Annotated in this window: 17 protein-coding genes and 1 tRNA gene; 7 read left to right on the top strand and 11 right to left on the bottom strand. The window is 64.4% G+C overall.

Annotated elements, in window-relative coordinates; all coding sequences use genetic code 11:
- Together ABIE56_RS08305 and ABIE56_RS08300 are read left to right on the top strand one after the other, a co-directional pair.
- Positions 1-537 carry a GNAT family N-acetyltransferase gene (locus tag ABIE56_RS08305; protein ID WP_429243377.1) on the top strand — a complete coding sequence of 179 codons (537 nt, stop codon included), beginning with the start codon at positions 1-3 and terminating at the stop codon, positions 535-537.
- 39 nt (positions 538-576) lie between these two features.
- Entirely contained in the window at positions 577-2,841 is a 2,265-nt protein-coding gene (locus tag ABIE56_RS08300) for a thiamine pyrophosphate-dependent enzyme (RefSeq protein WP_429243338.1), read from the top strand.
- Between the two features lie 10 nt (positions 2,842-2,851).
- Here the strand turns inward: ABIE56_RS08300 and ABIE56_RS08295 are convergent, their stop codons facing one another.
- The 6 genes from ABIE56_RS08295 to amaB form a co-directional block, all read right to left on the bottom strand.
- Positions 2,852-4,573 (bottom strand): diguanylate cyclase, encoded by a 1,722-nt coding sequence (locus ABIE56_RS08295; RefSeq protein WP_429243337.1) that lies wholly within the window; start codon positions 4,571-4,573, stop codon positions 2,852-2,854.
- Positions 4,574-4,755: 182 nt separating this feature from the next.
- A complete protein-coding gene (gene ppk1, locus ABIE56_RS08290; RefSeq protein ID WP_429243376.1) occupies positions 4,756-6,915 on the bottom strand; it encodes a polyphosphate kinase 1 in 2,160 nt (719 codons plus the stop codon).
- A 164-nt stretch (positions 6,916-7,079) separates the two neighbouring features.
- Positions 7,080-8,099, bottom strand: coding sequence for a UDP-N-acetylmuramate dehydrogenase (murB, locus tag ABIE56_RS08285; RefSeq protein ID WP_429243375.1), 1,020 nt, complete (start codon positions 8,097-8,099; stop codon positions 7,080-7,082).
- A 23-nt stretch (positions 8,100-8,122) separates the two neighbouring features.
- Positions 8,123-9,151, bottom strand: a complete 1,029-nt coding sequence (locus ABIE56_RS08280; protein WP_429243336.1) for a quinone-dependent dihydroorotate dehydrogenase — start codon at positions 9,149-9,151, stop codon at positions 8,123-8,125.
- Positions 9,151-9,918 (bottom strand): class I SAM-dependent methyltransferase, encoded by a 768-nt coding sequence (locus tag ABIE56_RS08275; RefSeq protein ID WP_429243335.1) that lies wholly within the window; start codon positions 9,916-9,918, stop codon positions 9,151-9,153. The genes ABIE56_RS08280 and ABIE56_RS08275 overlap by 1 nt, the downstream gene beginning before the upstream one ends.
- Positions 9,919-9,935: 17 nt before the next feature.
- Positions 9,936-11,471 (bottom strand): L-piperidine-6-carboxylate dehydrogenase, encoded by a 1,536-nt coding sequence (gene amaB, locus ABIE56_RS08270; RefSeq protein ID WP_429243334.1) that lies wholly within the window; start codon positions 11,469-11,471, stop codon positions 9,936-9,938.
- Between the two features lie 204 nt (positions 11,472-11,675).
- On the opposite strand from amaB, the gene ABIE56_RS08265 reads away from it, so the two are divergent.
- The 4 genes from ABIE56_RS08265 to ABIE56_RS08250 all read left to right on the top strand — a co-directional run bounded on the left by ABIE56_RS08265 (position 11,676) and on the right by ABIE56_RS08250 (position 14,527).
- Positions 11,676-11,936: a hypothetical protein gene (locus ABIE56_RS08265; RefSeq protein WP_429243333.1), complete on the top strand. Its 261-nt coding sequence runs from the start codon at positions 11,676-11,678 to the stop codon at positions 11,934-11,936.
- A 120-nt stretch (positions 11,937-12,056) separates the two neighbouring features.
- The gene (locus ABIE56_RS08260) at positions 12,057-13,328 is read left to right on the top strand and encodes a nucleotide sugar dehydrogenase (protein ID WP_429243332.1); all 1,272 of its coding nucleotides are present in this window, start codon (positions 12,057-12,059) and stop codon (positions 13,326-13,328) included.
- Positions 13,329-13,389: 61 nt separating this feature from the next.
- On the top strand, positions 13,390-14,400 hold the full coding sequence (locus ABIE56_RS08255) for an NAD-dependent epimerase (protein ID WP_429243331.1): 1,011 nt from the start codon (positions 13,390-13,392) through the stop codon (positions 14,398-14,400).
- Positions 14,401-14,450: 50 nt separating this feature from the next.
- A tRNA-Arg gene (locus ABIE56_RS08250) sits at positions 14,451-14,527 on the top strand.
- A gap of 9 nt (positions 14,528-14,536) precedes the next feature.
- Here ABIE56_RS08250 and ABIE56_RS08245 read toward each other — a convergent pair.
- On the bottom strand, positions 14,537-15,046 hold the full coding sequence (locus tag ABIE56_RS08245; RefSeq protein WP_429243330.1) for a hypothetical protein: 510 nt from the start codon (positions 15,044-15,046) through the stop codon (positions 14,537-14,539).
- Between the two features lie 276 nt (positions 15,047-15,322).
- Here ABIE56_RS08245 and ABIE56_RS08240 point away from each other — a divergent pair, with 276 nt between their 5' ends.
- The gene (locus tag ABIE56_RS08240; RefSeq protein ID WP_429243329.1) at positions 15,323-16,711 is read left to right on the top strand and encodes an FAD-containing oxidoreductase; all 1,389 of its coding nucleotides are present in this window, start codon (positions 15,323-15,325) and stop codon (positions 16,709-16,711) included.
- A gap of 5 nt (positions 16,712-16,716) precedes the next feature.
- On the opposite strand, the gene ABIE56_RS08235 is transcribed toward ABIE56_RS08240, so the two are convergent.
- The 4 genes from ABIE56_RS08235 to ABIE56_RS08220 all read right to left on the bottom strand — a co-directional run bounded on the left by ABIE56_RS08235 (position 16,717) and on the right by ABIE56_RS08220 (position 21,888).
- Positions 16,717-18,147, bottom strand: coding sequence for an aldehyde dehydrogenase family protein (locus ABIE56_RS08235; protein WP_429243328.1), 1,431 nt, complete (start codon positions 18,145-18,147; stop codon positions 16,717-16,719).
- A gap of 110 nt (positions 18,148-18,257) precedes the next feature.
- Entirely contained in the window at positions 18,258-19,604 is a 1,347-nt protein-coding gene (gene xseA / locus ABIE56_RS08230) for an exodeoxyribonuclease VII large subunit (protein ID WP_429243327.1), read from the bottom strand.
- 155 nt (positions 19,605-19,759) lie between these two features.
- Positions 19,760-21,367 (bottom strand): carboxyl transferase domain-containing protein, encoded by a 1,608-nt coding sequence (locus tag ABIE56_RS08225; protein ID WP_429243326.1) that lies wholly within the window; start codon positions 21,365-21,367, stop codon positions 19,760-19,762.
- Between the two features lie 134 nt (positions 21,368-21,501).
- Positions 21,502-21,888 (bottom strand): hypothetical protein, encoded by a 387-nt coding sequence (locus ABIE56_RS08220; RefSeq protein ID WP_429243325.1) that lies wholly within the window; start codon positions 21,886-21,888, stop codon positions 21,502-21,504.
- Between the last annotated feature and the right edge of the window lie 131 nt (positions 21,889-22,019).

The following is a 22,019-nucleotide window of genomic DNA, read 5'->3' as shown; positions in this document are numbered from 1 at the left end:
ATGCACGGGCCGCGCATTGAGACCGATCGGCTGATCCTGCGGCCCACCGCGGCGGAAGATTTCGACGCGTGGGCCGAATGCATGGCCGATCCGGAAGTGAACCGTTTCCTGGGCGGCCCGCAACCGCGCGCCATCGCCTGGCGCAACTTCATGACCATGGCCGGCTCGTGGAGCATCCTGGGGTTTGGCATGTTTTCGGTCATCGAGCGCGCCAGTGGCCGCTGGGTAGGCCGGCTTGGCCCCTGGGAGCCTGAAGGCTGGCCCGGCCACGAGATTGGCTGGGGCCTGCTGCGTGAGACCTGGGGCAAGGGCTACGCCACCGAGGGGGCGGCCGCCTCGATGGACTGGGCGTTCGAAAACCTTGGATGGAAGGAAGTGATCCACTCCATCAATCCCGACAATCTCGCGTCGATCAGCGTGGCGAAAAAGCTGGGCTCCACCTTGCTTGGCCCCGGTACGCTACCCGCGCCGTTCGAAGGCGATGTCGTCGACCTGTGGGGGCAGACACGCGGGCAATGGCTCGCGGGCCGCCGCTGAATTTATCGTTTGCCCCTGAACCTTTTTCCCGAGCACGCCATGTCCGTCCCGCATACCATCGCCGCCCGCCACAAGGGCTTCAACCGCGCCGAAATCGTCGACCAGAACTTCGTCGAGTTCGTGCAGTTCTGGCAGGGCGATGTCGCCCGTGCGCCACGCGACGATGAGCCGGTGCTGCCGGGAAGCGCGCTGGATGCGAAGGGCTTTCGCGAACTGCTCGAATCGCAGCTGATCAGCCGCCATCTCGACCTGATGGCGCGCGTGCTGCGTGTGCAGAACAAGGTGTTCTACACCATCGGTTCGTCGGGCCACGAGGGCAATGCGATGGTGGCGCGCGCGACGCGGCATACCGATCCGGCCTTCCTGCATTACCGTAGTGGCGGCTTCATGGCAGAGCGTTTCCGCAAGCTGCCGGGCATGGATCCGATCATGGATTCCGCGCTGTCGTTCGCCGCTAGCAGCGAAGATCCGGCCTCGGGTGGCCGGCATAAGGTCTGGGGCAGCAAACCGTTGTGGGTGCTACCGCAGACGTCCACCATCGCCTCGCACCTGCCCAAGGCGCTGGGTACGGCCATCGCGATCGAGCAGGGCAAGCGCATTGGCCACGCACTGCCCATTCCCAACGACTCGATCACGCTGTGCTCGTTTGGCGATGCGTCGTCCAACCACGCCACGGCGCAGACCGCATTCAATGCTGCCGCATGGACGGCCTACCAGAAGCTGCCGGCGCCCGTGCTCTTCGTCTGCGAAGACAACGGGATCGGCATCTCGGTAAAAACGCCGAGCGGCTGGGTAGCGAGCAACTTCGAGCGCCGTTCGAACCTCGATTACTTCTACGCCGATGGTCTTGACCTTGCGGGTGGTTACGCCGGTGTCCAGCGTGCCGTGGAGCATTGCCGCAACACGCGCCGCCCCACGTTCCTGCACCTGAACACCACGCGCGTGATGGGCCATGCGGGTACGGATTTCGAGATCGAATGGCGCTCCGTGGAAGAGCTGGTGGCCCTGGAAGCGACGGATCCGCTCTTGCGCAGCGCCACCATTGCGCTGGCGTCGGGGCTGTACGACCGCGAGAGCCTGCTCGGCTTGTACGACAGCGTTCGCAAACGCTGCTTCGAAGCGGCGAACGAGGCCGATCGCCGCCCCAAGATCACCACCCTGGAAGAAGTCGTAAGGCCGCTGGCGCCCTATACGCCTGATGCCGTGCGTGCCGAGGCCCAGCGCGCGGGCGACAGCGCAGAGCGCGAGCGCGTGTTCGGCGGCACGGAGAAATTGCCCGAGAAGCAGGCGCCGAAGCACATGGCTGTCCAGATCGGGCAGGCCTTGCATGACCTGATGGCGAAGTATCCCGAGAGCCTGCTGTTCGGCGAAGACGTGGCGCAGAAGGGCGGCGTGTACACGGTGACGAAGGGCTTGCACAAAGCCTTCCGTAATACGCGCGTGTTCAACACCCTGCTCGATGAGACCATGATCCTGGGCCTTGCCCAGGGCTACGCGAACATGGGCATGCTGCCGTTGCCCGAGATCCAGTACCTGGCGTACTTCCACAACGCCTGCGATCAGATTCGCGGTGAGGCCGCGTCGCTGCAGTTCTTCTCCAACGACCAGTACCGCAACCCCATGCTGATGCGTGTCGCCTCGCTGGGCTATCAGCGCGGCTTCGGCGGGCACTTCCACAACGATAATTCGATCACGGCGTTGCGCGATATTCCCGGCCTGGTGGTGGGCTGCCCCAGTCGCGGCGATGATGCGGCGACCATGCTGCGCACCCTGGCGGCGCTGGCAAAGGTGGATGGGCGCGTTACCGCGTTCCTCGAGCCCATCGCCCTGTACATGACCAAGGACCTGTACGAAGCAGGCGATGGCCAATGGCAGTTCAGCTACCCGACGCCGGGCGAAGCCATGCCGCTGGGCGAAGGCCGCGTTTATAACGATGCGGCGGATGACCTGGTGATCTTCACCTTCGGCAACGGTGTGCCCATGAGCCTTCGCGCTGCGCGCCGTATCGAGGCTGAGCGTGGCTGGAAGGTACGGGTGGTGGATCTACGTTGGCTGGTGCCGCTCAACGATGCTTTTATCGCTGCGCAGGCGAAGGGCGCAAAGCGAATCATCGTGGTTGACGAGGGGCGCAAGAGCGCTGGCGTGGGCGAGGGCGTGATCACCGCGATCGTGGAGTCCGGGCTGGGAAGCGTGCCGCTGCACCGCGTGGTCGGCGCCGATACGTTCACCCCACTGGCCGGCGCGGCGTTCCTCGTGTTGCCCGGCGATGACGATATCGTCGCGGCCGCGGCAACGCTGGTGTAGGAACGCGCTCCTACATTTTCGGGGCGGCCTTGGTGCGGACCAGGGTCGGGCCCGCGGGGCCCGAGCAGATCACCCGGTTGCGACCGCCGAGCTTGGCGGCGTACATGGCCTGGTCCGCGCGTTCGATGAGCGATTGCACCGTATCGGCCGGCGTGCGAATCGCGACGCCAATAGAGACCGTCAGCGGCTCGTTGTCGCCCACGTGCACATCCAGCCGGCTCACGCGGCGGCACAGGCGCGTCGCGATCTGCACGGCGTGTTCCCGCTCCGCGCCCTGGAGCAAGGCCACGAATTCTTCACCACCGTAGCGGCCAAGCAGGTCGGTGGGGCGCAATTCGTGGCGCAAGGCGCCGGCCACGGCCACGAGCGCGCGATCGCCTGCGGCATGGCCATGGCGATCGTTCAATGATTTGAAATGATCAAGGTCCAGGAAGAGCAGCGCGACGGGGCGCCCCATGCCCTCCTCGAGCACCGAAAGCGAGGCCTCGGTCCACGCGCGCCGGTTAAGCACGCCGGTAAGCGAATCCGCATCGGCCAGCTGGCGCGCCTGGTCGCGGTCATGGCGAATGGTAAGCGCGCGGTCGGAGAGGCCGATCGACAACACGATAGCCTCGAAGGCGCCGATGGCAATGGCCGCATCGGGGAGCCACGGCGCGCCGGCAAACATGCCCTGCAGCTGGGCGCCGCAGGCGGCCGTCAGCAGGAGCAACGGCGTCCAGCCCACCAGGAAGAACCAGGCGTGCCGCGAGCCACGCGCGGCCGCGATAGCGCCCGCTACGAGTAATAGCAGCGCGCCAATTAACAGCAGGGGTTGCAGCAGGAGGTGGGCGGTGCTGACCAGCAACGTTATGCCTGTCATCTGGCATACGGCGATCACCGGCATCCCGATAGCAAAGGCCAGCACCGGCGTCCGCAGCAGCGGTACGTAGTCATCCACTTTGCAGAAGCGCAGCATGAACAGGGCGGCGAACGACACGGAGAGCGCCGTCGATGCCGTACCCAGTGAATCGCTCAACCCCACGAGCGCCTGCAATTCCAGGGGGTGGAACACGTAGCCCGACCTCAGCCCCTGGATCAGCGCGTAGCAGACCAGATAGGCCGCATACCAGCCGAAGGTCATGTCGCGCAGAATCAGGGTGAAGCACAGCGCCATGAGCGCCATCGTGAGCATGATGGCGAAGCAGGCGGTGGAGAACACCAGCCAGCTCGCATCATCGCGGAGGTAATCCGACCACGAATCCAGGCTCATCGTGACCGCCCCGGGCACCTGGTCTGTCGGCTCGAACTTCAATAGCAGCGGCCGTGAGGCCGGCACGTTGGCCGGGATCGCGAAGATCAAGCGGCCGTGCCCATGCAGCGGCGGCCCGAAATCGTCCAGGGATGTCGTCCACTTGTCCTCGGTCCCGGCATAGAGGCTGACCTTGCCGGCACCGGGGTTCTGGATGCTCAGCACCCGCTCGCCCCCGGTCCAGGGCGGAAGTGGGCGGAGGATTACCCATAGGCCCGCGTCGCCCGCACGGAACACCTGCATACGGGCTGGATCGAAGGCGGGAAGGGGGGCCGTCCACGCCTCGGCCAGAACCTTGGCCGGGTCATCGCCTGGGCGCACCTCGCGCCAGTTCCCGCTAAGCGCTTCGCCAGCGTGGGACAGCCCGGCGGCCGCGAACAGCAGGCAGCAAGCTGCCGCCTGAAGAAGGCGAACGAACCATGCGTGCTGCCCCTGCCTGCCCATGCCCGAATCCTGTGAAGACACTGCGGCGCGCCCGTGGCACGCGGCCTGGATCCGATGCATGAAAGCCCCGTCTCCCCCTCAACAGCCGTTTTATTGTGCACTGCTGCCGAAACTGTGTCTTGTCTGCCGTTCGGGCTAGGTGAAGGCCCTATGGCCTGGGCCGTGGGCTCAGGCCATGGAGCTCAGGGCTGGGGGGCGGCCAGCCCCGCATAGCGCTCCAGCAGCTGGGCCTGGGCATCCCGTACCGGCGCCCCCGAGGCAGGCTGGGCCAGTACATACGAACCATCAGGCTGCTGCATCCATGCCGAATGGTTATCGGCCAGGTACAGGTCGAGCTCCTTGCGTACCCGCTGGCGGAGCTTCTTGCCTTCGATGGGAAAGCAGGTCTCCACGCGGCGGTCCAGGTTGCGCTCCATCATGTCGGCGCTGGCCAGGTACAGATCCGGCTCGCCATCGTTGTGAAACCAGTAGACGCGGCTGTGCTCCAGGAACCGGCCGACCACCGAACGGACCCGGATGTTGTCGGAGACGCCGGGGATGCCGCCGCGCAGGCAGCACATGCCGCGGACGATCAGCTCGATCTTCACGCCGGCCTGGCTGGCGCGGTAAAGCGCCCGGATCATCTTCGGATCGGTGATGGCGTTGAGCTTGCAGATGATCTCCGCCTTCTTGCCAGCGGCAGCGTTGGTCGCCTCGCGGGCAATCAGTTCGAGCAGGGTCTTCTTCAGCGTGAACGGCGCATACAGCATGCGCTTCATCTTCAGCGCCTTGCCCATGCCGGTAAGCAACCGGAACAGCTTGTGCACGTCATCGCACAGCGCCTCATCGGAGGTCAGCAGGCTGTAGTCCGTGTAGAGGCGCGCGTTGCCTGAATGGTAGTTGCCGGTACCCAGGTGCGCGTAGCTCACCAGCTTGCCATTCTCACGGCGCTGCACGTAAGCCAGCTTGGCGTGCGTCTTCACGCCCACCACGCCGTAAGTCACCACGGCACCGGCCTGCTGCAGGCGCGAGGCCAGGCTAAGGTTGGATTCTTCATCGAAGCGGGCGCGCAGCTCCACCACGGCGGTGACTTCCTTACCGGCTCGCGCGGCTTCCACCAGCGCATCGACGATTTCGGAGTTGGCGCCACTGCGGTACAGGGTCTGCTTGATGGTGAGCACCTGCGGATCTTTCGCGGCCTGGCGCAGGAAATCCACCACCGGCGAGAACGATTCAAACGGATGGTAAAGCAGGATGTCCTGCTTGCCGATCACCGAGAACATGTCCTCCGCGTCGGCGAGGGCCTTGGGTAGCGCCGGCACGAACGCCGGATACTGCAGGCGTGCGTACTCGGGCTTCAGGGTCATCTCGAACAGGCGCGCCAGATTCACCGGGCCGTTCACCTCGTAAAGCGAGTCGGCATCCAGCGCGTATTGCTTCAGCAGGTAATCCACCAGCGGCTTCGGGCAGTTATCTGCCACTTCCAGGCGAACCGCATCGCCATAGCGGCGCGAAAAGAGTTCGCCGCGCAGCGTACGCGCCAGGTCTTCCACGTCTTCCGGGTCGATCGAGAGATCGGCGTTGCGGGTCAGGCGGAACTGGTACGAACCGAGCACGCGCATGCCCGGGAACAGATCATCCGCGTGGGCGTGGATGATCGACGAAAGAAGCACGTAGTTGTCGCCGTCCTCGCACACCTCGGCCGGGAGGCGAATGATGCGCGGCAGGATACGCGGGGCAGGCACGATAGCCAGGCCGGAATCGCGACCGAACGCATCGGTGCCCTCCAGCTGCACGATGAAGTTCAGGCTCTTGTTCACCAGCCGCGGGAACGGGTGGGTCGGGTCCAGGCCGATCGGTGTGATCAGCGGGGCCACCTCATTGCGGAAGTACCGGCGCACCCACAACTTCTGTTTGTGCGACCACTGGTTGCGGCGCACGATGCGGATGCCCTGGTCCGCCAGCGCAGGAAGGATTTTCTCGTTGAGAATCGCGTACTGCCGTTCGATCTGGCGATGGGCGATCTCAGAAATTTCGGTAAGCACGCGCCGCGGCGGAATGCCGTCTGCGCCGATCACCTCGTGATCGAAAGCGATCTGCTGTTTCAGGCCCGCGACGCGAATCTCGAAGAACTCATCCATGTTGGATGAGAAAATGAGCAAGAACTTCAGGCGCTCGATCAGCGGCTTGGATTCATCCAGCGCCTGGTCCAGTACGCGGATATTGAACTGCAGCTGCGCGAGCTCGCGATGGATATACAGCGACGGGTCGTTCAGATCGATGGCTGGGGTATCCACTACCGGCGGCGGGGCCTTGGCGGAAGGCGCCTTGGCGGGTGCGGTCGGTTCAGTGGCATTTGTCATCGTATCCAAGCGTCAGTCCTCGTCGCGGTTCACGACCTACCCGATGGTACGCCGCCCGGGGAGGTTATGACCGTGCCTTGACATAGTCATGACACCCGCCGGGCCCGAGCAGTAGGAGCGCGCTTGCGCGCGATCGCGTGGGCCACGCTCCTGCAGGGAGCGCTTCAGATGATGAGGGGCTCGGGCTCAAGCGTGATGCCAAACCGCGCCTGGACGCCCGCGATGACCTTCTGGGCGAAGGCCCACAACTGGGGCCCGGTGGCCTTGCCGTGGTTCACCAGCACCAGCGCATGGCGGTTGGACATGCCGGCGTCACCCTCGCGCTCGCCCTTGAATCCGGCCGCTTCAATCAGCCACCCGGCCGAGATCTTGGCCGTACCGCCTGCGTGCGGCCATACCGGCAGGCCAGGATGGGCCAGCGCCAGGGCATCGGCCTGGGCCTGGCCGATCACGGGGTTCTTGAAGAAGCTGCCGGCGTTACCGATCACGGCCGGGTCGGGCAGCTTGCGTGAGCGCAGGCGTACCACTGCTTCGGCGACGTGATACGGGGTGGGGCGGGTGATCCCCATCTTCTCCACTTCCTCGCGGATACCGGCGTAATCCAGCGACAACGGGCGTTCGCGTGGCAGGGCGAAAGTCACGGCCACGACGATCCAGCGGCCCGCCTGTTGCTTGAAGCTGGAATCGCGGTACGAGAAAGCACACGCGGCTTTGTCCAGCACCACGAATTCACCGGCGTGCGTGTCGTAGGCCTCCACCGTATCGATGAATTCCGCCACTTCCACCCCGTAGGCACCGATATTCTGGATGGGAGCGGCACCGACGGTACCGGGGATCAGGATCAGGTTTTCCAGCCCGGCATAGCCCTGGCCAAGCGACCAGCGGACGAAGTCATCCCAGCGCTCGCCCGCGGCCACGCGGATAAGCACGCGGTCATCGCGCTGGAACGTCTCGACGCCGGCATTGGCCATGGCCAGCACCGTGCCGTCAAAGTCGCCCTTGATCAGCATGTTGCTGCCTTCGCCGAGCACCAGCACCTTGCCGCCTTTCACTGCAGGGAAGGCGAGGATCTCCGGAATCTTCATGGGGTCGCGCACTTCGGCCAGCAGGGTTGCGCGGGCATCCACGCGCAGCGTGTTGCGGCCGCCCAGCGGGGCATTCGAAGTAAGGGTGAAGCCCCCCATATCGACGGGTGCGTTATTCAGGGTCATGCGAGGATTCCACGGCGGCGGATTTCCGCGACCGCTTCGTTGATCAGTTTGGGGCCACGATAGACGAGTCCGGAATACACCTGGACCAGAGAGGCTCCAGCCTCCATCTTGGTGGCGGCGTCGTCGCCGTCGAGGATGCCGCCGACGCCAATGATCGGGAGCCGGCCGCCCAGGCGCCTCGACATGCCACGCAGTACGGCGGTGGATTTTTCGAACACAGGTTTGCCGGATAGACCACCCGTTTCGTGGGCGAAGCGGTGGCCCGCCACGCGGTCACGATCGATCGTGGTGTTGGTGCAGATCACGCCATCGATGCCTGATGCCAGCAGGACTTCAGCAATGGCATCGAGTTCGGACTCGGTCAGGTCCGGCGCGATCTTCAGCAACATGGGCTTGCGCTTGCCATGCCGGCTCGCGAGCCGTTCCTGCGCATCGCGCAACGTGCCGATGAAGCGGCGCAGTGTTTCCTCTTCCTGCAGATCTCGCAGGCCCTGCGTGTTAGGCGAAGAAATATTCACCGTGATGTAGCTGGCCAGCGGGTAGGCCCGCTCCAGGCACGCCAGGTAGTCGTCGGTGGCACGCTCGTTCGGGGTGTCCTTGTTCTTGCCAATGTTGATGCCCAGCACGCCGCGGAAGCTGGCTTTTTCGACATTGCGCACCAGCGCATCGATACCGCCGTTATTGAAGCCGAGTCGGTTGATCACTGCCTCGTGCTCGGGCAGGCGGAACATGCGTGGCTTGTCGTTGCCCGCCTGCGGGCGGGGGGTGACCGTACCGATCTCGACAAAGCCGAAGCCCAGCGCGGCCAGGCCGTCGAGGTGGTCGCCGTTCTTGTCCAGGCCCGCGGCCAGGCCCACCGGGTTGGGAAACGTGATGCCAAAAACGGTGACCGGCAGATCGGCGGGTGGCTTGTTCACCAAGTGCGAGAAGCCGCTGCGTTCGGCAACATCAGAGGCGTACAGCGTGAGGCCGTGGGCAGTCTCGGCATCTAGCTTGAACAACAAGGGGCGGATCAGGTCGTACATCAGGCGTCCGGGCGGCCCGCGAACACGCGGGTGTCGTAATCGAAATCGACCGTGCCGCCGTCCTGTGTCGCGTCAAACAGCGAGCGCAGGGCAGCCAGCATCGGCTCGTGGTTGGGGTGGCCCGGCTTGGGCGCGTACGAGGATGACATGAGCCGGCCCTGCAACGCGTCGTAATCCAGCTTCTGGCCGTGCGGAAACGATGCCATGCCACGGTAACCGTGGCCGAACCAGCGGGCCATGGCGTCATCATCGGCGTAGCGCTCGGCCACGCTCACGTAGTCCACGCCGTATTCATGCAGCAGGCGCTCGTAGCCCTCGAGGAAAGGCGTGCCGACCAGGCGGCGCGTGTTCCAGAAGATAGCGACCAGGCCGCGCGGCGAGAGGATGCGGGCGAATTCGGCGCGTACCTTCGCCTGGTCGAACCAATGGAAGGCCTGCGCGGCGATCACCACATCCGTGGACGCATCCGCCAGCCCGGTCGCTTCGGCGGTGCCATCTACTGCGTGGAAGCGGCCCTCGCCACCCAACCATTGCGTGGCGGCGGCACGCATCGCGGCGTTGGGCTCGACCGCGGTCACGCGGTGCCCGGCATCCAGGAACAGTTTGCTCGAGATGCCGGTGCCCGCGCCCACGTCGGCCACGGCCCAGTCGTGTTTCACGCCCAGGCCGTGCAGCCAGTCGACCAGCGCCCGCGGGTAATCCGGCCGGTAGCGGACATAGTCCTCGACGCGGTCGGAGAAACGTTCCGTGGAGCGCAGGTCGGCCATGGCGGTACCTCGGGTGCTTAGAACTCGAACTTGATGCCCTGGGCCAGCGGCAGCGCGTCGGAGTAGTTGATGGTGTTGGTCTGGCGGCGCATGTACACCTTCCAGGCATCCGAGCCAGATTCGCGGCCACCGCCGGTTTCTTTCTCGCCGCCGAAGGCGCCGCCGATTTCCGCGCCGGAGGTGCCGATATTGACGTTGGCGATACCGCAATCCGAGCCGGCGGCAGACAGATACTGCTCGGCGGCCTTCAGGTCCTGCGTGAAGATAGCGGAGGACAGACCCTGCGGCACGGCGTTTTGCATGGCGATCGCTTCGTCCAGGGTATCGAACGGCATCACGTACAGGATCGGGGCGAAGGTTTCGGTCTGGACCACCTCATCGGCGTTGTCCAGGCCGGTGACAATCGTCGGCAGCACGAAGTTGCCCTTGCGATCGGCCAACGCCTTGCCGCCCGTGCGGACGTTGCCGCCAGCTGCTTTTGCCTTCTCCACGGCTGCCGCGAACGCCTGGACAGCCTCGGGGCTGTTCAGCGGGCCCATCAGGGTGGTCGCCAGCGTCGGGTCGCCGATCTTCTGCTCCACCTGGCCATAGGCCTTCACCAGGGTATCGACCACGGCATCATGGATGGACGAGTGCACGATGAGGCGGCGCGTGCTGGTGCAGCGCTGGCCCGCCGTGCCGACGGCGCCGAACACGATGGCCGGGATGGCCAGCTTCAGGTCGGCCGACTTGTCCAGGACGATGGCATTGTTGCCGCCCAGCTCCAGCAGGCTGCGGCCCATGCGGCGCGAGACGCGCTCACCCACCATGCGGCCCACCTTGGTCGAACCGGTGAAGCTGATCAGCGGGATGCGCTTGTCATCCACGAACTTCTCGGCCAGCGTGGTGCCGGCGTCGTTGAACAGGAAGAAGATATCGGGGAAGCCGGCTTCCTTCAGGGCTTCGTTGCAGATCTTCATGGTGGCGATGGCCGAGAGCGGGGTCTTCGGCGACGGCTTCCACAGGCAGATATCGCCGCAGATTGCCGCCAGGAAGGCGTTCCACGCCCACACGGCCACCGGGAAGTTGAAGGCGCTGACGATGCCGACCAGACCCACCGGGTGCCACTGTTCGTACATGCGGTGGCCAGGACGCTCAGAGTGCATGGTGTAGCCATACAGCATGCGGCTCTGGCCCACGGCGAAGTCGGCGATATCGATCATCTCCTGTACTTCGCCATCGCCTTCCGGCTTGATCTTGCCCATTTCCAGCGCGACCAGCGAACCCAGCGCATCCTTGTGCTTGCGCAGCGCTTCGCCACACAGCCGCACCGCTTCGCCGCGGCGCGGGGCCGGCGTGTTGCGCCACACCGCGAACGCTTCCTGGGCACGCTGGACGATGGTCTCGTAATCCGCCGCGCTCGAGGCGTTCACCGTGGCGATCACTTCGCCCGTTGCCGGGTTCGTCGGCGACAGCGTGCCGGCATCGGTCGTGGCGGCCCATTCGCCGCGGCCGAGGTAGGTGCCGGACTCGGTGGCATTCAGACCGAGCGCTTGGAGGATCTTGGCGGACATGATGACTCCTGTGACGAGGCGCGGACAGGTTGTCCGCCTCATGTGAAAACGGGGATTCTAGCAAACGCCCCCTTCACCTCCTGTTGTGCGCCGCGGGACGGACGTCATGGCGGCGTAGATGCCGCACGTTCCTGCGGCGACCCTCCGGTGACGTACGCAAGTGCATGCTTTGGCTGTATTTGTTGATAACGCTGGAGTTTTGCGATGACCCACCTGTATGAGGTGCCCTATTTTCCCGAGGACGACCTGGGTTGGCCGGTCCGCGTGGATGGGCGAATCGTGGCCCGCTGCGACTCCCGTTACGACGCCTTGCTCACTGCCGTGAACCGGGCGGCGGCCGAGGGGGGCAACGCCAGCATCGGGATCGAAGGTGCGGACGGTGTATGGCGGCCGTTTGGGAGCGATGCCAAACGCCCCAGCAGGGTGCCCGCCATGCCGGCACGGCGGTTTTCCTCAGCGCGCTGATGGGTCTGGCTACCCCGCACGCTGAGCCACCGTCCTCCGGCGGCGTGGCGCGGTGTCGTAAAGCGCCGGGCGAGAAGGTACTCTGGCGCCCTTTGACCCACGCCACGGGGCCGGGTGCCAATGAACAACGTAAGGATCGCCGTCGTGGGGCTGGGCTATGTGGGCCTGCCGCTGGCGGTGGAATTCGGCAAGATCCTGCCCACCCAGGGTTACGACATCGACGCGCGTCGTATCGCCGCCCTGCGCGAGGGCCGCGACCATACCCAAGAGACCTCGGCGGACGAAATCCACGCCGCGACCCACTTGCGGGTAACGTCCGATCTGGGCGACATCGCCGATGCCAATGTGTACATCGTGACGGTGCCCACTCCGGTCGACGAGCATAAACGGCCGGATTTCGGCCCATTGATCCGCGCCAGCGAGGCGATCGGCACGGTGTTGCGCCATGGCGATATCGTGATCTACGAATCCACGGTGTATCCCGGGGCCACCGAGGAAATCTGTGTCCCCGCCCTGGAGCGCACTTCCGGGCTGCGCTTCAATACGGATTTCCACGCCGGCTATAGCCCGGAGCGCATCAACCCGGGCGATCGGGAGCGTCGCCTTACCACGATTCCCAAGATCACCTCCGGGTCGACGCCGGAAACCGCAGATTTTGTCGATGAGCTGTACCGGCTGATCATCCGCGCCGGTACGCATAAGGCGCCCTCGCTGAAGGTGGCCGAGGCGGCCAAGGTCATCGAGAACACCCAGCGCGATGCCAATATCGCGCTCATCAACGAATTCGCGTTGATCTTCCACCGGCTGGGCATCGATACGACCGATGTACTCGCTGCCGCCGGCACCAAGTGGAACTTCCTGCCGTTCAAGCCAGGCCTTGTCGGGGGGCACTGTATCGGGGTGGATCCGTACTACCTCATCCAGAAAGCACAGGCTGTCGGCTATTTCCCCGACATTCTGCTGGCCTGCCGTCGTATCAACGATGCCATGGGCAGCCACGTGGCCAGCGAAGTGATCAAGCTCATGATCGGGAAGGGCCACGCCATTCGCGATAGCCGGATCCTGGTCCTGGGCCTTACGTTCAAGGAAAACTGCCCGGACCTGCGCAATACGCGCGTTGTGGACCTGGTACGGGAATTCGAGGGCTACAGCGCCAGGGTGGATGTGTACGACCCATGGGCCAATGCCGAGGAGTGCATGGCCGAATATGGCTTGCCGGTGCTTGCCCAGGCACCTGGCGCGGGTGAATACGATGCGATCGTGGTGGCGGTTGCGCACGATGAATTCCGCCAGATGGGCGGCCCCGGTATCCGGGCCCTCGCCAATGGCCGCGCGGTCGTCTATGACATCAAAGGCATATTACCTAAGGAATCCGTCGACGGACGGCTGTAATGCTAAGGTACGTTGCGCGCGACGGGACGGCCGTTCGCACCTGATTCAAAGGCGTTAACCCATGAAAGTACTGGTAACGGGAACGGCTGGTTTCATCGGCTCCCATGTCGCCATGAAGCTGCTTGAGCGCGGTGACGATGTCATCGGCTTCGACAGCATGAATGATTACTACGACGTGACGCTGAAGCAGGCGCGCCTGGCGCGGTTCATCGATCACCCGAAGTACACCCATGTGCAGGGTGACCTGGCCGACCGCACCGCTGTTGAACGCGTGTTCGCTGAGCACAAGCCGGAGCGTGTGGTCCACCTGGCCGCACAGGCGGGGGTGCGCTACGCCGCACAGAATCCGCACGTTTATGTATCGAGCAACGTGACCGGTTTCCTGCACATCCTCGAAGGGTGTCGCCACCACGGGGTGAAACACCTCGTGTTTGCCTCGACCAGTTCGGTATATGGCGCAAACCGCGATATGCCCTTTTCAGAGCACCGTTCCACGGAACATCCGCTAACGCTGTACGCCGCCACGAAGAAAGCCAATGAACAGATGGCGCATAGCTACGCGCACCTCTACGGCGTGCCTTGCACCGGCCTGCGTTTTTTCACGGTGTACGGCCCGTGGGGCCGCCCCGACATGGCGTTGTTCCTGTTTACGAAGAACATCATCGAGGGCAAGCCCATCGATGTGTTCAACCACGGCCACCACAAGCGCAGCTTTACGTACATCGACGATATCGTGGAAGGCGTCGTGCTGGCGCTGGACAGCCCCGCGACCCGTGACGACGCATGGAATGCAATGGCCCCGGATCCGGCCACCAGCGGGGTGGCCCCGTATCGCATCTTCAACATCGGTAATGAGCACCCGGTGGAGCTGCTCACATACATCAAAACGCTTGAGGCGTGCCTGGGGCGCGAGGCGGTGATGAACCTGCTGCCGCTACAGGCGGGCGATGTGCCGGATACGGAGGCCGACGTGACTGACCTTCGTGAAGAGCTGGGCTACCGGCCCAAGGTGCCCGTGACCGAAGGCGTCGCCAATTTCGTCGACTGGTACCGTTCGTACTACAAGGTTTAGGTCTGCGTTCTGGCCGTATTGGCCCGTAGACGCTATCCTTGGCGCCCGTTGGCCCCGTAGCTCAGCTGGATAGAGCGTCCCCCTCCTAAGGGGAAGGTCGCCCGTTCGAATCGGGCCGGGGTCACCATTCAAGCCCTTAGTGCGTGTATTTCGCCGCGGTAAAGGCCACCGCCGTCAGGGTAACGGCAATCGTTACGAACCACTTGGTCAGATCGGCGCGGACGCCCTGCATGTTGATGGTAAGTTCCGAGCGAACGCCCTCAATGTGCTTCGTCAGTTCCGAGCGAACGCCCTCAATGTGCTTCGTAAGGTCCGAGCGGACACCCTCAATGTGCTTGGTAAGGTCCGAGCGCGACCCCTCGATCCGGGTGATCAGATCCGAACGGATACCTTCGGCCCGCGTGCCCTGCGCTTCGATGGCCTGCCTGAGCTCTGACGAGAGTTGCGCCATGGATTCGACCGTTGCGACATGGCCGAGGGTCGTCTCGATACGGGTGAGACGTTGCCGGATCTCGCCAACGTTTGTCTCGAGACTCTGGACGCGGGCTTCCATGTTTTGGTCATGCGGGCCACTGTAGCGGCCACCGGAAGTGCGTGCGCGGCGGTTGCGCAAGCGCTTGTCACGGGTGATGGTTCGTTGGCTCATTGAGATCTACTCATTCGAAGTCTGACAAACAACGATGGCTAACAGTTTGAACGCTTGCGGGGGCCCGACGCGCCGGCACTGATGTGTTGACTATATGGCTCCGTCGCGACGTGTTTCTATCAGCCGTCGCCGCGTTCTCTGATGGCTGATCCCCTACACGTTGTAGGCTTAGGGGTAGCGATTCACCCTGAGGTATGCGCATGCAAGCCATTCGCTATCGCCGGGTGTATTCAATCCTGATCCGATCCACCGTTACGCCACCCGCAGGAGCGCGCCATGCCTCGTTTGTTCGACGCCATCATCGTTGGGGCAGGTCAGGCGGGGCCGGCGCTTGCCGCCAGATTGACCGGGGCCGGGAAGACCGTGGCGATCATCGAGCGCCACCTGGTTGGCGGCACTTGCGTGAACACCGGCTGCAAGCCGACGAAGACACTCGTGGCCAGCGCGTACGCGGCGCACATCGCCCGACGGGGAGCCGAGTACGGCGTGGCATACGCTACCGATCCCGGCGCGGTGCGTTTCAACCTGCCGATCGCTGCGGCCAGAGCGCGCAAGGTGATCCTGGATTCACGCAAGGGCAACGAGGATTGGCTGGCTTCCATGCCGGGGTTAACACTCATCCGCGGGCACGCCCGGTTTACGGGGCCGCGGCAACTGGAAGTCAACGGAGAAATCATCGAAGCCCCGCAGGTTTTTCTCAATGTTGGTGGCCGCGCCAACGTTCCCGATTTCCCCGGGTTGGATCAGGTCGAGTACCTGACGAATAGCACCATCATCCCGTTGGAAACGTTGCCCGAGCACCTGATCGTGGTCGGCGGCAGCTACATAGGATTGGAGTTCGCCCAGATGTATCGACGCTTCGGTGCAAAGGTCACCGTTGTTGAGATGGGCCCGCGCCTGGTCGGTAAGGAAGATGAAGACGTCTCTGCCGAGATCCGTGCGTTTCTAGAGGCTGAAGGCATCGAAGTGCGCACCAGTGCTTGCTGCATAACCCTTGGCAAGCGTGGAGACCGCGTAACCGTAGGCGTGGATTGCACCGAGGGCGCACCGGAAGTCGAGGGGTCGCATGTGCTGCTCGCCGTGGGGCGGCGCCCGAATACGGATGACCTGGGGCTGGATAAGGCGGGCGTAGAGGTCGACGAACGCGGTTACATCAACGTTGATGAGCACCTGAAAACCAGCGCCGACGGTGTCTGGGCGATGGGCGACTGCAACGGCAAAGGCGCATTCACCCATACCGCCTGGAACGACTATGAAATCGTCGCGGCCAACCTCATGGATGGCGCCGATCGCAAGGTGAGTGATCGCATCCTGGGCTATGCCCTCTATGTGGACCCGCCCCTGGGCCGCGTTGGCCTTACCGAAGCCCAGGCGCGCAAGACGGGCCGGCCGCTACTCGTCGCCAAACGACTGATGACGCGCGTGGGCCGCGCGGTGGAGAAGGGCGAGACCTGGGGTTTCATGTCCATGGTGGCCGATGCGGAGACACGGAAGATCCTCGGCGCTGCCGTGCTGGGCACGGGCGGCGACGAGGTCATCCATGGCGTGCTCGACATGATGAACGCGGGCGCCACGATCGACACGTACCAGTGGGCCGTGCCGATTCATCCGACGGTATCGGAGCTCATTCCCACGCTGATCGGTAGCCTTGCGCCTCCAGCGTGACGGTATTACACGTCGCGCATCACCAGCAGCCGCAACTCGCTCATGTCTTCGATCGCATAGCGGACGCCTTCGCGGCCTATGCCCGAGGACTTGGCGCCGCCGTAGGGCATGTTGTCCACGCGGAAACTGGGCACGTCGTTGACGATCACGCCGCCTTGTTCGAGCGCATCCCAGGCAAGCATGGCGTGGCGCAGGTCGTTAGTGAACACGCCCGCCTGCAAACCGAAATCCGAATCGTTGACGATTCGCACGGCCTCATCGAACGTCATGAAACGCTCGAGGATGGCGACCGGGCCGAACGCTTCCATGCGTTGCAGTTTCGCATCGCGTGGAACCTTGTCCATCAACGTGGCTTCCAGCATCGAACCCTTGCGTCCGCCGCCGCACAGCAGGCGGGCGCCGCCTTTCTTTGCTTCGGCGATCCATGATTCCAGCCGTTGCGCCGCGGCCTCATCGATCATCGGCCCGAGGAAGGTGCTCTTTTTCTTTGGGTCGCCAGCCTTCAATGCCGCCACTTTCGCGACGAGCTTGCGTTTGAGCGCGTCGTACACATCATCATGGGCGACGATGCGCTGTACGCTGATGCAGCTTTGCCCCGATTGATAAAATGCGCCGAACACCAGTCGGTCCACCACGGCGTCCAGCCGGTCGCCCTGATCGGCATCGATGATGCACGCGGCGTTTCCGCCGAGTTCCAGGGTGACCTTCTTGTGCCCGGCCTGCGCCTTGAGGTCCCAGCCGATAAGGCCGCCGGTGAAGGAAAGCAGCTTGAGGCGCGGATCGGTGACCAGCGGTGCCGCCGCCTTTCCGTCCAGTGGGAGCACCGAGAACGCGCCTTTGGGCAGGTCGGTTTCCGCAAGGATCTCACCAATGATCAGGGCGCCCAAAGGTGTGCGCTCCGACGGTTTCAACACAAACGGGCAGCCTGCGGCGATGGCCGGCGCCACCTTGTGCGCTACCAGGTTCAGCGGGAAATTGAATGGCGTGATAAACGCTACCGGACCAAGCGGCACCTTGCGCGTGAACCCCTGGTAGCCGTTGGCACGTTCGGATATCTCCAGGTTAATCGTCTCGCCATTGATCCGCACGGCTTCTTCGGCTGCGATCTTGAACGTCTCGATCAGCCGGGTCACCTCACCATGCGCGTCGTTGATGGGCTTGCCGGCCTCGACGCAGAGTGCATAGGCAAGTTCATCCTTGCGCTCGCGGAAGCGGGCCACGCAGTGCTCGAGCACCGCCTGGCGCTGCCAGGGGCGGAACGCCTTCATGGCACCTGCGGCGGCTGTAGCCGCTGCAATCGCCTTTTCCAGTGCGTCGGCATCCGGCAGCGCCACGCGGGTGGCGACCTTACCGGTGTACTTGTCGATCACATCGAGCTTCGCCCTGGCTTTTACGGCCTTGTTGGCGAGGTAATAGGGATAGCTCTTCTCGAGCATGGGCGGGGGGCCTCGTTAGCGGCAATGCCCGCCATGATCCAACCGGCGACGTTCACTTGTCGTGAGGCGGTTTGCCGCGTGCCCGCCCGGGGAACGGCCGTGGGCGGCGGCTACTCGTCGCGCACCAGGTGCATCTGGCCTTCGGCCAGCATCACGCGCACCCGCTCTCCAATGGCGATATCGCCTGACCGGCGTACGACAGCATCGCGTTCATCGAACACGATGGCGTAGCCGCGTTCCAGCGTGGCCAGCGGGCTGACGGCATGCAGCGTGCGCCCCTGTTGCTGAACACGCAGGCGGTCGCGTTCGATACGGCGGGCCATGCCGGTGGCGAGCCGCTGGCGTAGCTCGGCAATGCGGAGCCCGACCGGTACCAGGCGAAGCCGCGGGTGCTGCGCGCCGAGGCGCGCCTGCAGCCGGTCGACTCTGGCGTGGCGCAAGGTGTTGGCCTGGCTGATCGCGTGGTGCATGCGCCGACGCAAGGCCTCCAGGCGCTGTGCATCGCGGGCAAGCCACGCCTGTGGCCGCTGCGAGTTGAGCCGCGCGTGCAGGTGGTCCGTACGTTGGGCGGCGGCCTGCAGGCGGCGCTCGACCAGGGTGGCCATGCGCTGGCGCAGACGCTGCAGTTGGCGGGCCAGATCGGCGCCATCAGGTACCAGCAGTTCGGCGGCGGCCGAGGGAGTGGCGGCGCGTAGGTCAGCCACGAAATCCGCGATCGTGAAATCGACCTCGTGCCCGACCGCTGAAACCACGGGCACGGCGCTCGCGTGGATGGCGCGGGCGACCTGTTCATCGTTGAAGGCCCACAGGTCCTCCAGGGAGCCGCCCCCACGGGTCACCAGGATCACATCGTAGCGGCCACTGGCAGAGGCTCGCCGGAGCATCGCGGCGATGGCCGGCGGCGCTTCCCGGCCCTGCACGGGCACCGGTAGCACGTCGACCTCGGCGAGCCCCAGGCGGCGGCCGAGCACGCTGAGGACATCGCGTATGGCCGCGCCTGAGGGCGAGGTGACCACGCCGATCCGGCGGGGAAACGCGGGCAGGGCGCGCTTCCGCTCGGGGTCGAACAGGCCTTCCGCGCCGAGCCGTGCCTTCAGCTGCTCAAATTCGCGCTGGAGCACGCCTTCGCCAGCGGGCTCCATGTGGTCGGCAACGAGTTGGAACTCGCCCCGCGCCTCGTACAGGCCCACCTTGGCCCGAATGAGCACGTGCATGCCATCCGCCGGGCGAAAGCGTAGCCGGGACGCGGCCATGCGGAACATGGCGCAGCGCACCTGCGCGTTGGCATCTTTCAGCGTGAAGTAGATATGCCCCGAGGCAGGGCGGGCGACGTTGGAAAGCTCGCCCTCGATCCACACGCCGACGGGCAGGGCGTCTTCCAGCAGATCGCGCACCAACCGGTTCAAGCCGGAGGGCGTGAAGATCTCGGGAGCCGTGCGTGCGGTCGTGTCGGACATGGACCGGCGAGGTTATCACGCTGGTACGGAATGTCGATGGGGCAGGGACTTACAGCTACTTTGTAACTGAAACCTGAACTTGTAGGAGCGCGCTTGCGCGCGATGGGTACTTGTCGTGAACGCCATCATTCGCAAGCGCGCTCCTGCGCCATGCGTTACATGCGGAAAACGCCGAAACGGCCTTGTTCGATGGGCGCGTTGAGCGATGCTGAGATCGCCAGGCCAAGTACACGGCGGGTGTCAGCCGGGTCGATGATGCCGTCGTCCCAGAGGCGTGCGCTGGCGTAGTACGGGTGGCCCTGGCGCTCGTACTGCTCGCGCACGGGAGCCTTGAACGCCTCTTCCTCATCCGCGCTCCATGTGCCACCGCCGGCCTCGATGCCGTCACGGCGTACCGTCGCCAGCACCGAGGCTGCCTGTTCGCCACCCATCACGCTAATGCGCGCGTTCGGCCACATCCACAGGAAACGGGCACCGTACGCGCGGCCGCACATGGCGTAGTTGCCGGCACCGAACGAGCCGCCGATCACCACGGTGAACTTGGGTACGTGTGAGCACGCCACCGCAGTCACCATCTTCGCGCCATCTTTGGCGATGCCGGCGTTTTCGTATTTCTTGCCCACCATGAAGCCGGTGATGTTCTGCAGGAACACCAGCGGCACATTGCGCTGGTTGCACAGTTCGATGAAGTGCGCGCCCTTCTGCGCACTCTCGCCGAAAAGGATGCCGTTATTGGCAATGATGCCTACCGGGTACCCATGGATGTGCGCGAAGCCCGTGACCAGGGTCTTGCCGTAGCGAGCCTTGAACTCGTGAAACTCCGAGTCATCCACCACCCGCGCGATGACTTCCCGGATATCAAACGGGCGCCGGGTGTCCTCCGGAATCACACCGTAGAGCTCTTCCGCGGCGAAGCGGGGTTCCAGCGGAGGCCGCACGGCGAGCGGCATTTTCTTCATGTGGTTTAGCGAGCCGACGATATCGCGCGCGATGGAAAGCGCGTGCGCGTCATTTTCAGCAAAGTGATCCGCTACGCCGGACACCGACGTGTGTACGTCGGCTCCGCCCAGCGCTTCGGCATCGACGACTTCGCCCGTAGCCGCCTTTACCAGCGGTGGGCCACCAAGAAAAATCGTACCCTGCTCGCGCACGATGATGGTCTCGTCGCTCATGGCTGGAACGTACGCACCACCAGCAGTGCACGAGCCCATGACCACGGCAATCTGCGGGATACCCTGCGCGCTCATGCGCGCCTGGTTGTAGAAGATGCGGCCGAAATGTTCACGATCGGGGAATACTTCATCCTGAAGTGGCAGGAACGCGCCGCCGGAATCCACCAGGTAAATGCAGGGCAGCCGGTTTTCCATGGCAACTTCCTGCGCACGCAGGTGCTTCTTCACCGTCATGGGAAAGTAGGTGCCGCCCTTGACGGTAGCATCGTTCGCCAGAACGACGACCTCCTGGCCCATCACCCGGCCAATGCCGGCGATGACGCCCGCAGCGGGCGCGGCGTCATCGTACATACCGTGTGCGGCGAGCGGGGCAATTTCGAGGAAAGGCGAGCCTGGGTCGAGCAGGGCGCGTATGCGCTCGCGCGGCAGCAGCTTGCCGCGTGCCACGTGCTTCTCGCGTGCCTTGGCCCCGCCGCCCTCGGCGGTACGTTTCAAGGTCTCGCGCAGGTCATCGGTGAGCGTGCGCAAGCGCAGGCTGGCGGCCTGGAATTCGGGAGAGCGAGTATCGAGCTGCGACGTGAGGATAGGCATGGGCCGTCTTCGAGCGGATCAAACCACCATCATAGCGGCGCAATGCCACGGGAAAACGCTGCGCTGCGGCAGGCTACGGGCAAAAAAACGGCCACCCGGAGGTGGCCGCTTTCCCGAAACAATCCGCTGGCGGATTACTTCTTGGTGGAATCGTCCTTGGCATCCTTGGCGTTGGACGCGGCGTCCTTAGCCTGGTCTGCCGACTTGTCAGCCTGGTCAGCTGCGTTGGATGCGGCGTCCTTGGCGGCTTCCGGCGTGCCACCGGCGGTCGATGCCGAAGCGGCGTTCTGGGCCTGAGCGGCGGCGTCCTTGGCCTGGTCAGCCGACTGCTGGGCCTGGTCGGCGGCCTGCGAGGTCGCGGCATTCTGCGACTGATCAGCCGCCTGCTGCGCCTTGTCAGCCTGCTGCTGGGCGTCGGCGGCCGACTTCTGGGCATCCTGCGCGGAATCCTGCGCGCCGTTGCTGCAAGCTGCCAGAAGCGCGACGAGCCCGGAGGCGAGAAGGGTACGCGTAAAATTCATTGTGGTTCTCCTTAGCCGTGGAATGCCGTTAGGCGGGCACATTAATAGCTCAGTTATCTGGGCATCGCCAGCATCGGCGGGATTTGCTTCAGGGCGCATTAAAGCCCATGTAAATCGCGTGATGCTGACGC

The organism is Luteibacter sp. 621, from assembly GCF_050435445.1.
Taxonomy (GTDB): Bacteria; Pseudomonadota; Gammaproteobacteria; order Xanthomonadales; family Rhodanobacteraceae; genus Luteibacter.
This window is presented reverse-complemented; position numbering and strand designations above follow the sequence as displayed.

What these genes read in the sequence shown, in the direction of transcription:
- ABIE56_RS08305 (WP_429243377.1), top strand. Translation starts at nt 1, where the DNA reads ATGCACGGGCCGCGCATTGAGACCGATCGGCTGATCCTGCGGCCCACC.
- ABIE56_RS08300 (WP_429243338.1), top strand. Translation starts at nt 577, where the DNA reads ATGTCCGTCCCGCATACCATCGCCGCCCGCCACAAGGGCTTCAACCGC.
- ABIE56_RS08295 (WP_429243337.1), bottom strand. Translation starts at nt 4,573, where the DNA reads ATGGGCAGGCAGGGGCAGCACGCATGGTTCGTTCGCCTTCTTCAGGCG.
- ppk1 (WP_429243376.1), bottom strand. Translation starts at nt 6,915, where the DNA reads ATGACAAATGCCACTGAACCGACCGCACCCGCCAAGGCGCCTTCCGCC.
- murB (WP_429243375.1), bottom strand. Translation starts at nt 8,099, where the DNA reads ATGGGGGGCTTCACCCTTACTTCGAATGCCCCGCTGGGCGGCCGCAAC.
- ABIE56_RS08280 (WP_429243336.1), bottom strand. Translation starts at nt 9,151, where the DNA reads ATGTACGACCTGATCCGCCCCTTGTTGTTCAAGCTAGATGCCGAGACT.
- ABIE56_RS08275 (WP_429243335.1), bottom strand. Translation starts at nt 9,918, where the DNA reads ATGGCCGACCTGCGCTCCACGGAACGTTTCTCCGACCGCGTCGAGGAC.
- amaB (WP_429243334.1), bottom strand. Translation starts at nt 11,471, where the DNA reads ATGTCCGCCAAGATCCTCCAAGCGCTCGGTCTGAATGCCACCGAGTCC.
- ABIE56_RS08265 (WP_429243333.1), top strand. Translation starts at nt 11,676, where the DNA reads ATGACCCACCTGTATGAGGTGCCCTATTTTCCCGAGGACGACCTGGGT.
- ABIE56_RS08260 (WP_429243332.1), top strand. Translation starts at nt 12,057, where the DNA reads ATGAACAACGTAAGGATCGCCGTCGTGGGGCTGGGCTATGTGGGCCTG.
- ABIE56_RS08255 (WP_429243331.1), top strand. Translation starts at nt 13,390, where the DNA reads ATGAAAGTACTGGTAACGGGAACGGCTGGTTTCATCGGCTCCCATGTC.
- ABIE56_RS08245 (WP_429243330.1), bottom strand. Translation starts at nt 15,046, where the DNA reads ATGAGCCAACGAACCATCACCCGTGACAAGCGCTTGCGCAACCGCCGC.
- ABIE56_RS08240 (WP_429243329.1), top strand. Translation starts at nt 15,323, where the DNA reads ATGCCTCGTTTGTTCGACGCCATCATCGTTGGGGCAGGTCAGGCGGGG.
- ABIE56_RS08235 (WP_429243328.1), bottom strand. Translation starts at nt 18,147, where the DNA reads ATGCTCGAGAAGAGCTATCCCTATTACCTCGCCAACAAGGCCGTAAAA.
- xseA (WP_429243327.1), bottom strand. Translation starts at nt 19,604, where the DNA reads ATGTCCGACACGACCGCACGCACGGCTCCCGAGATCTTCACGCCCTCC.
- ABIE56_RS08225 (WP_429243326.1), bottom strand. Translation starts at nt 21,367, where the DNA reads ATGCCTATCCTCACGTCGCAGCTCGATACTCGCTCTCCCGAATTCCAG.
- ABIE56_RS08220 (WP_429243325.1), bottom strand. Translation starts at nt 21,888, where the DNA reads ATGAATTTTACGCGTACCCTTCTCGCCTCCGGGCTCGTCGCGCTTCTG.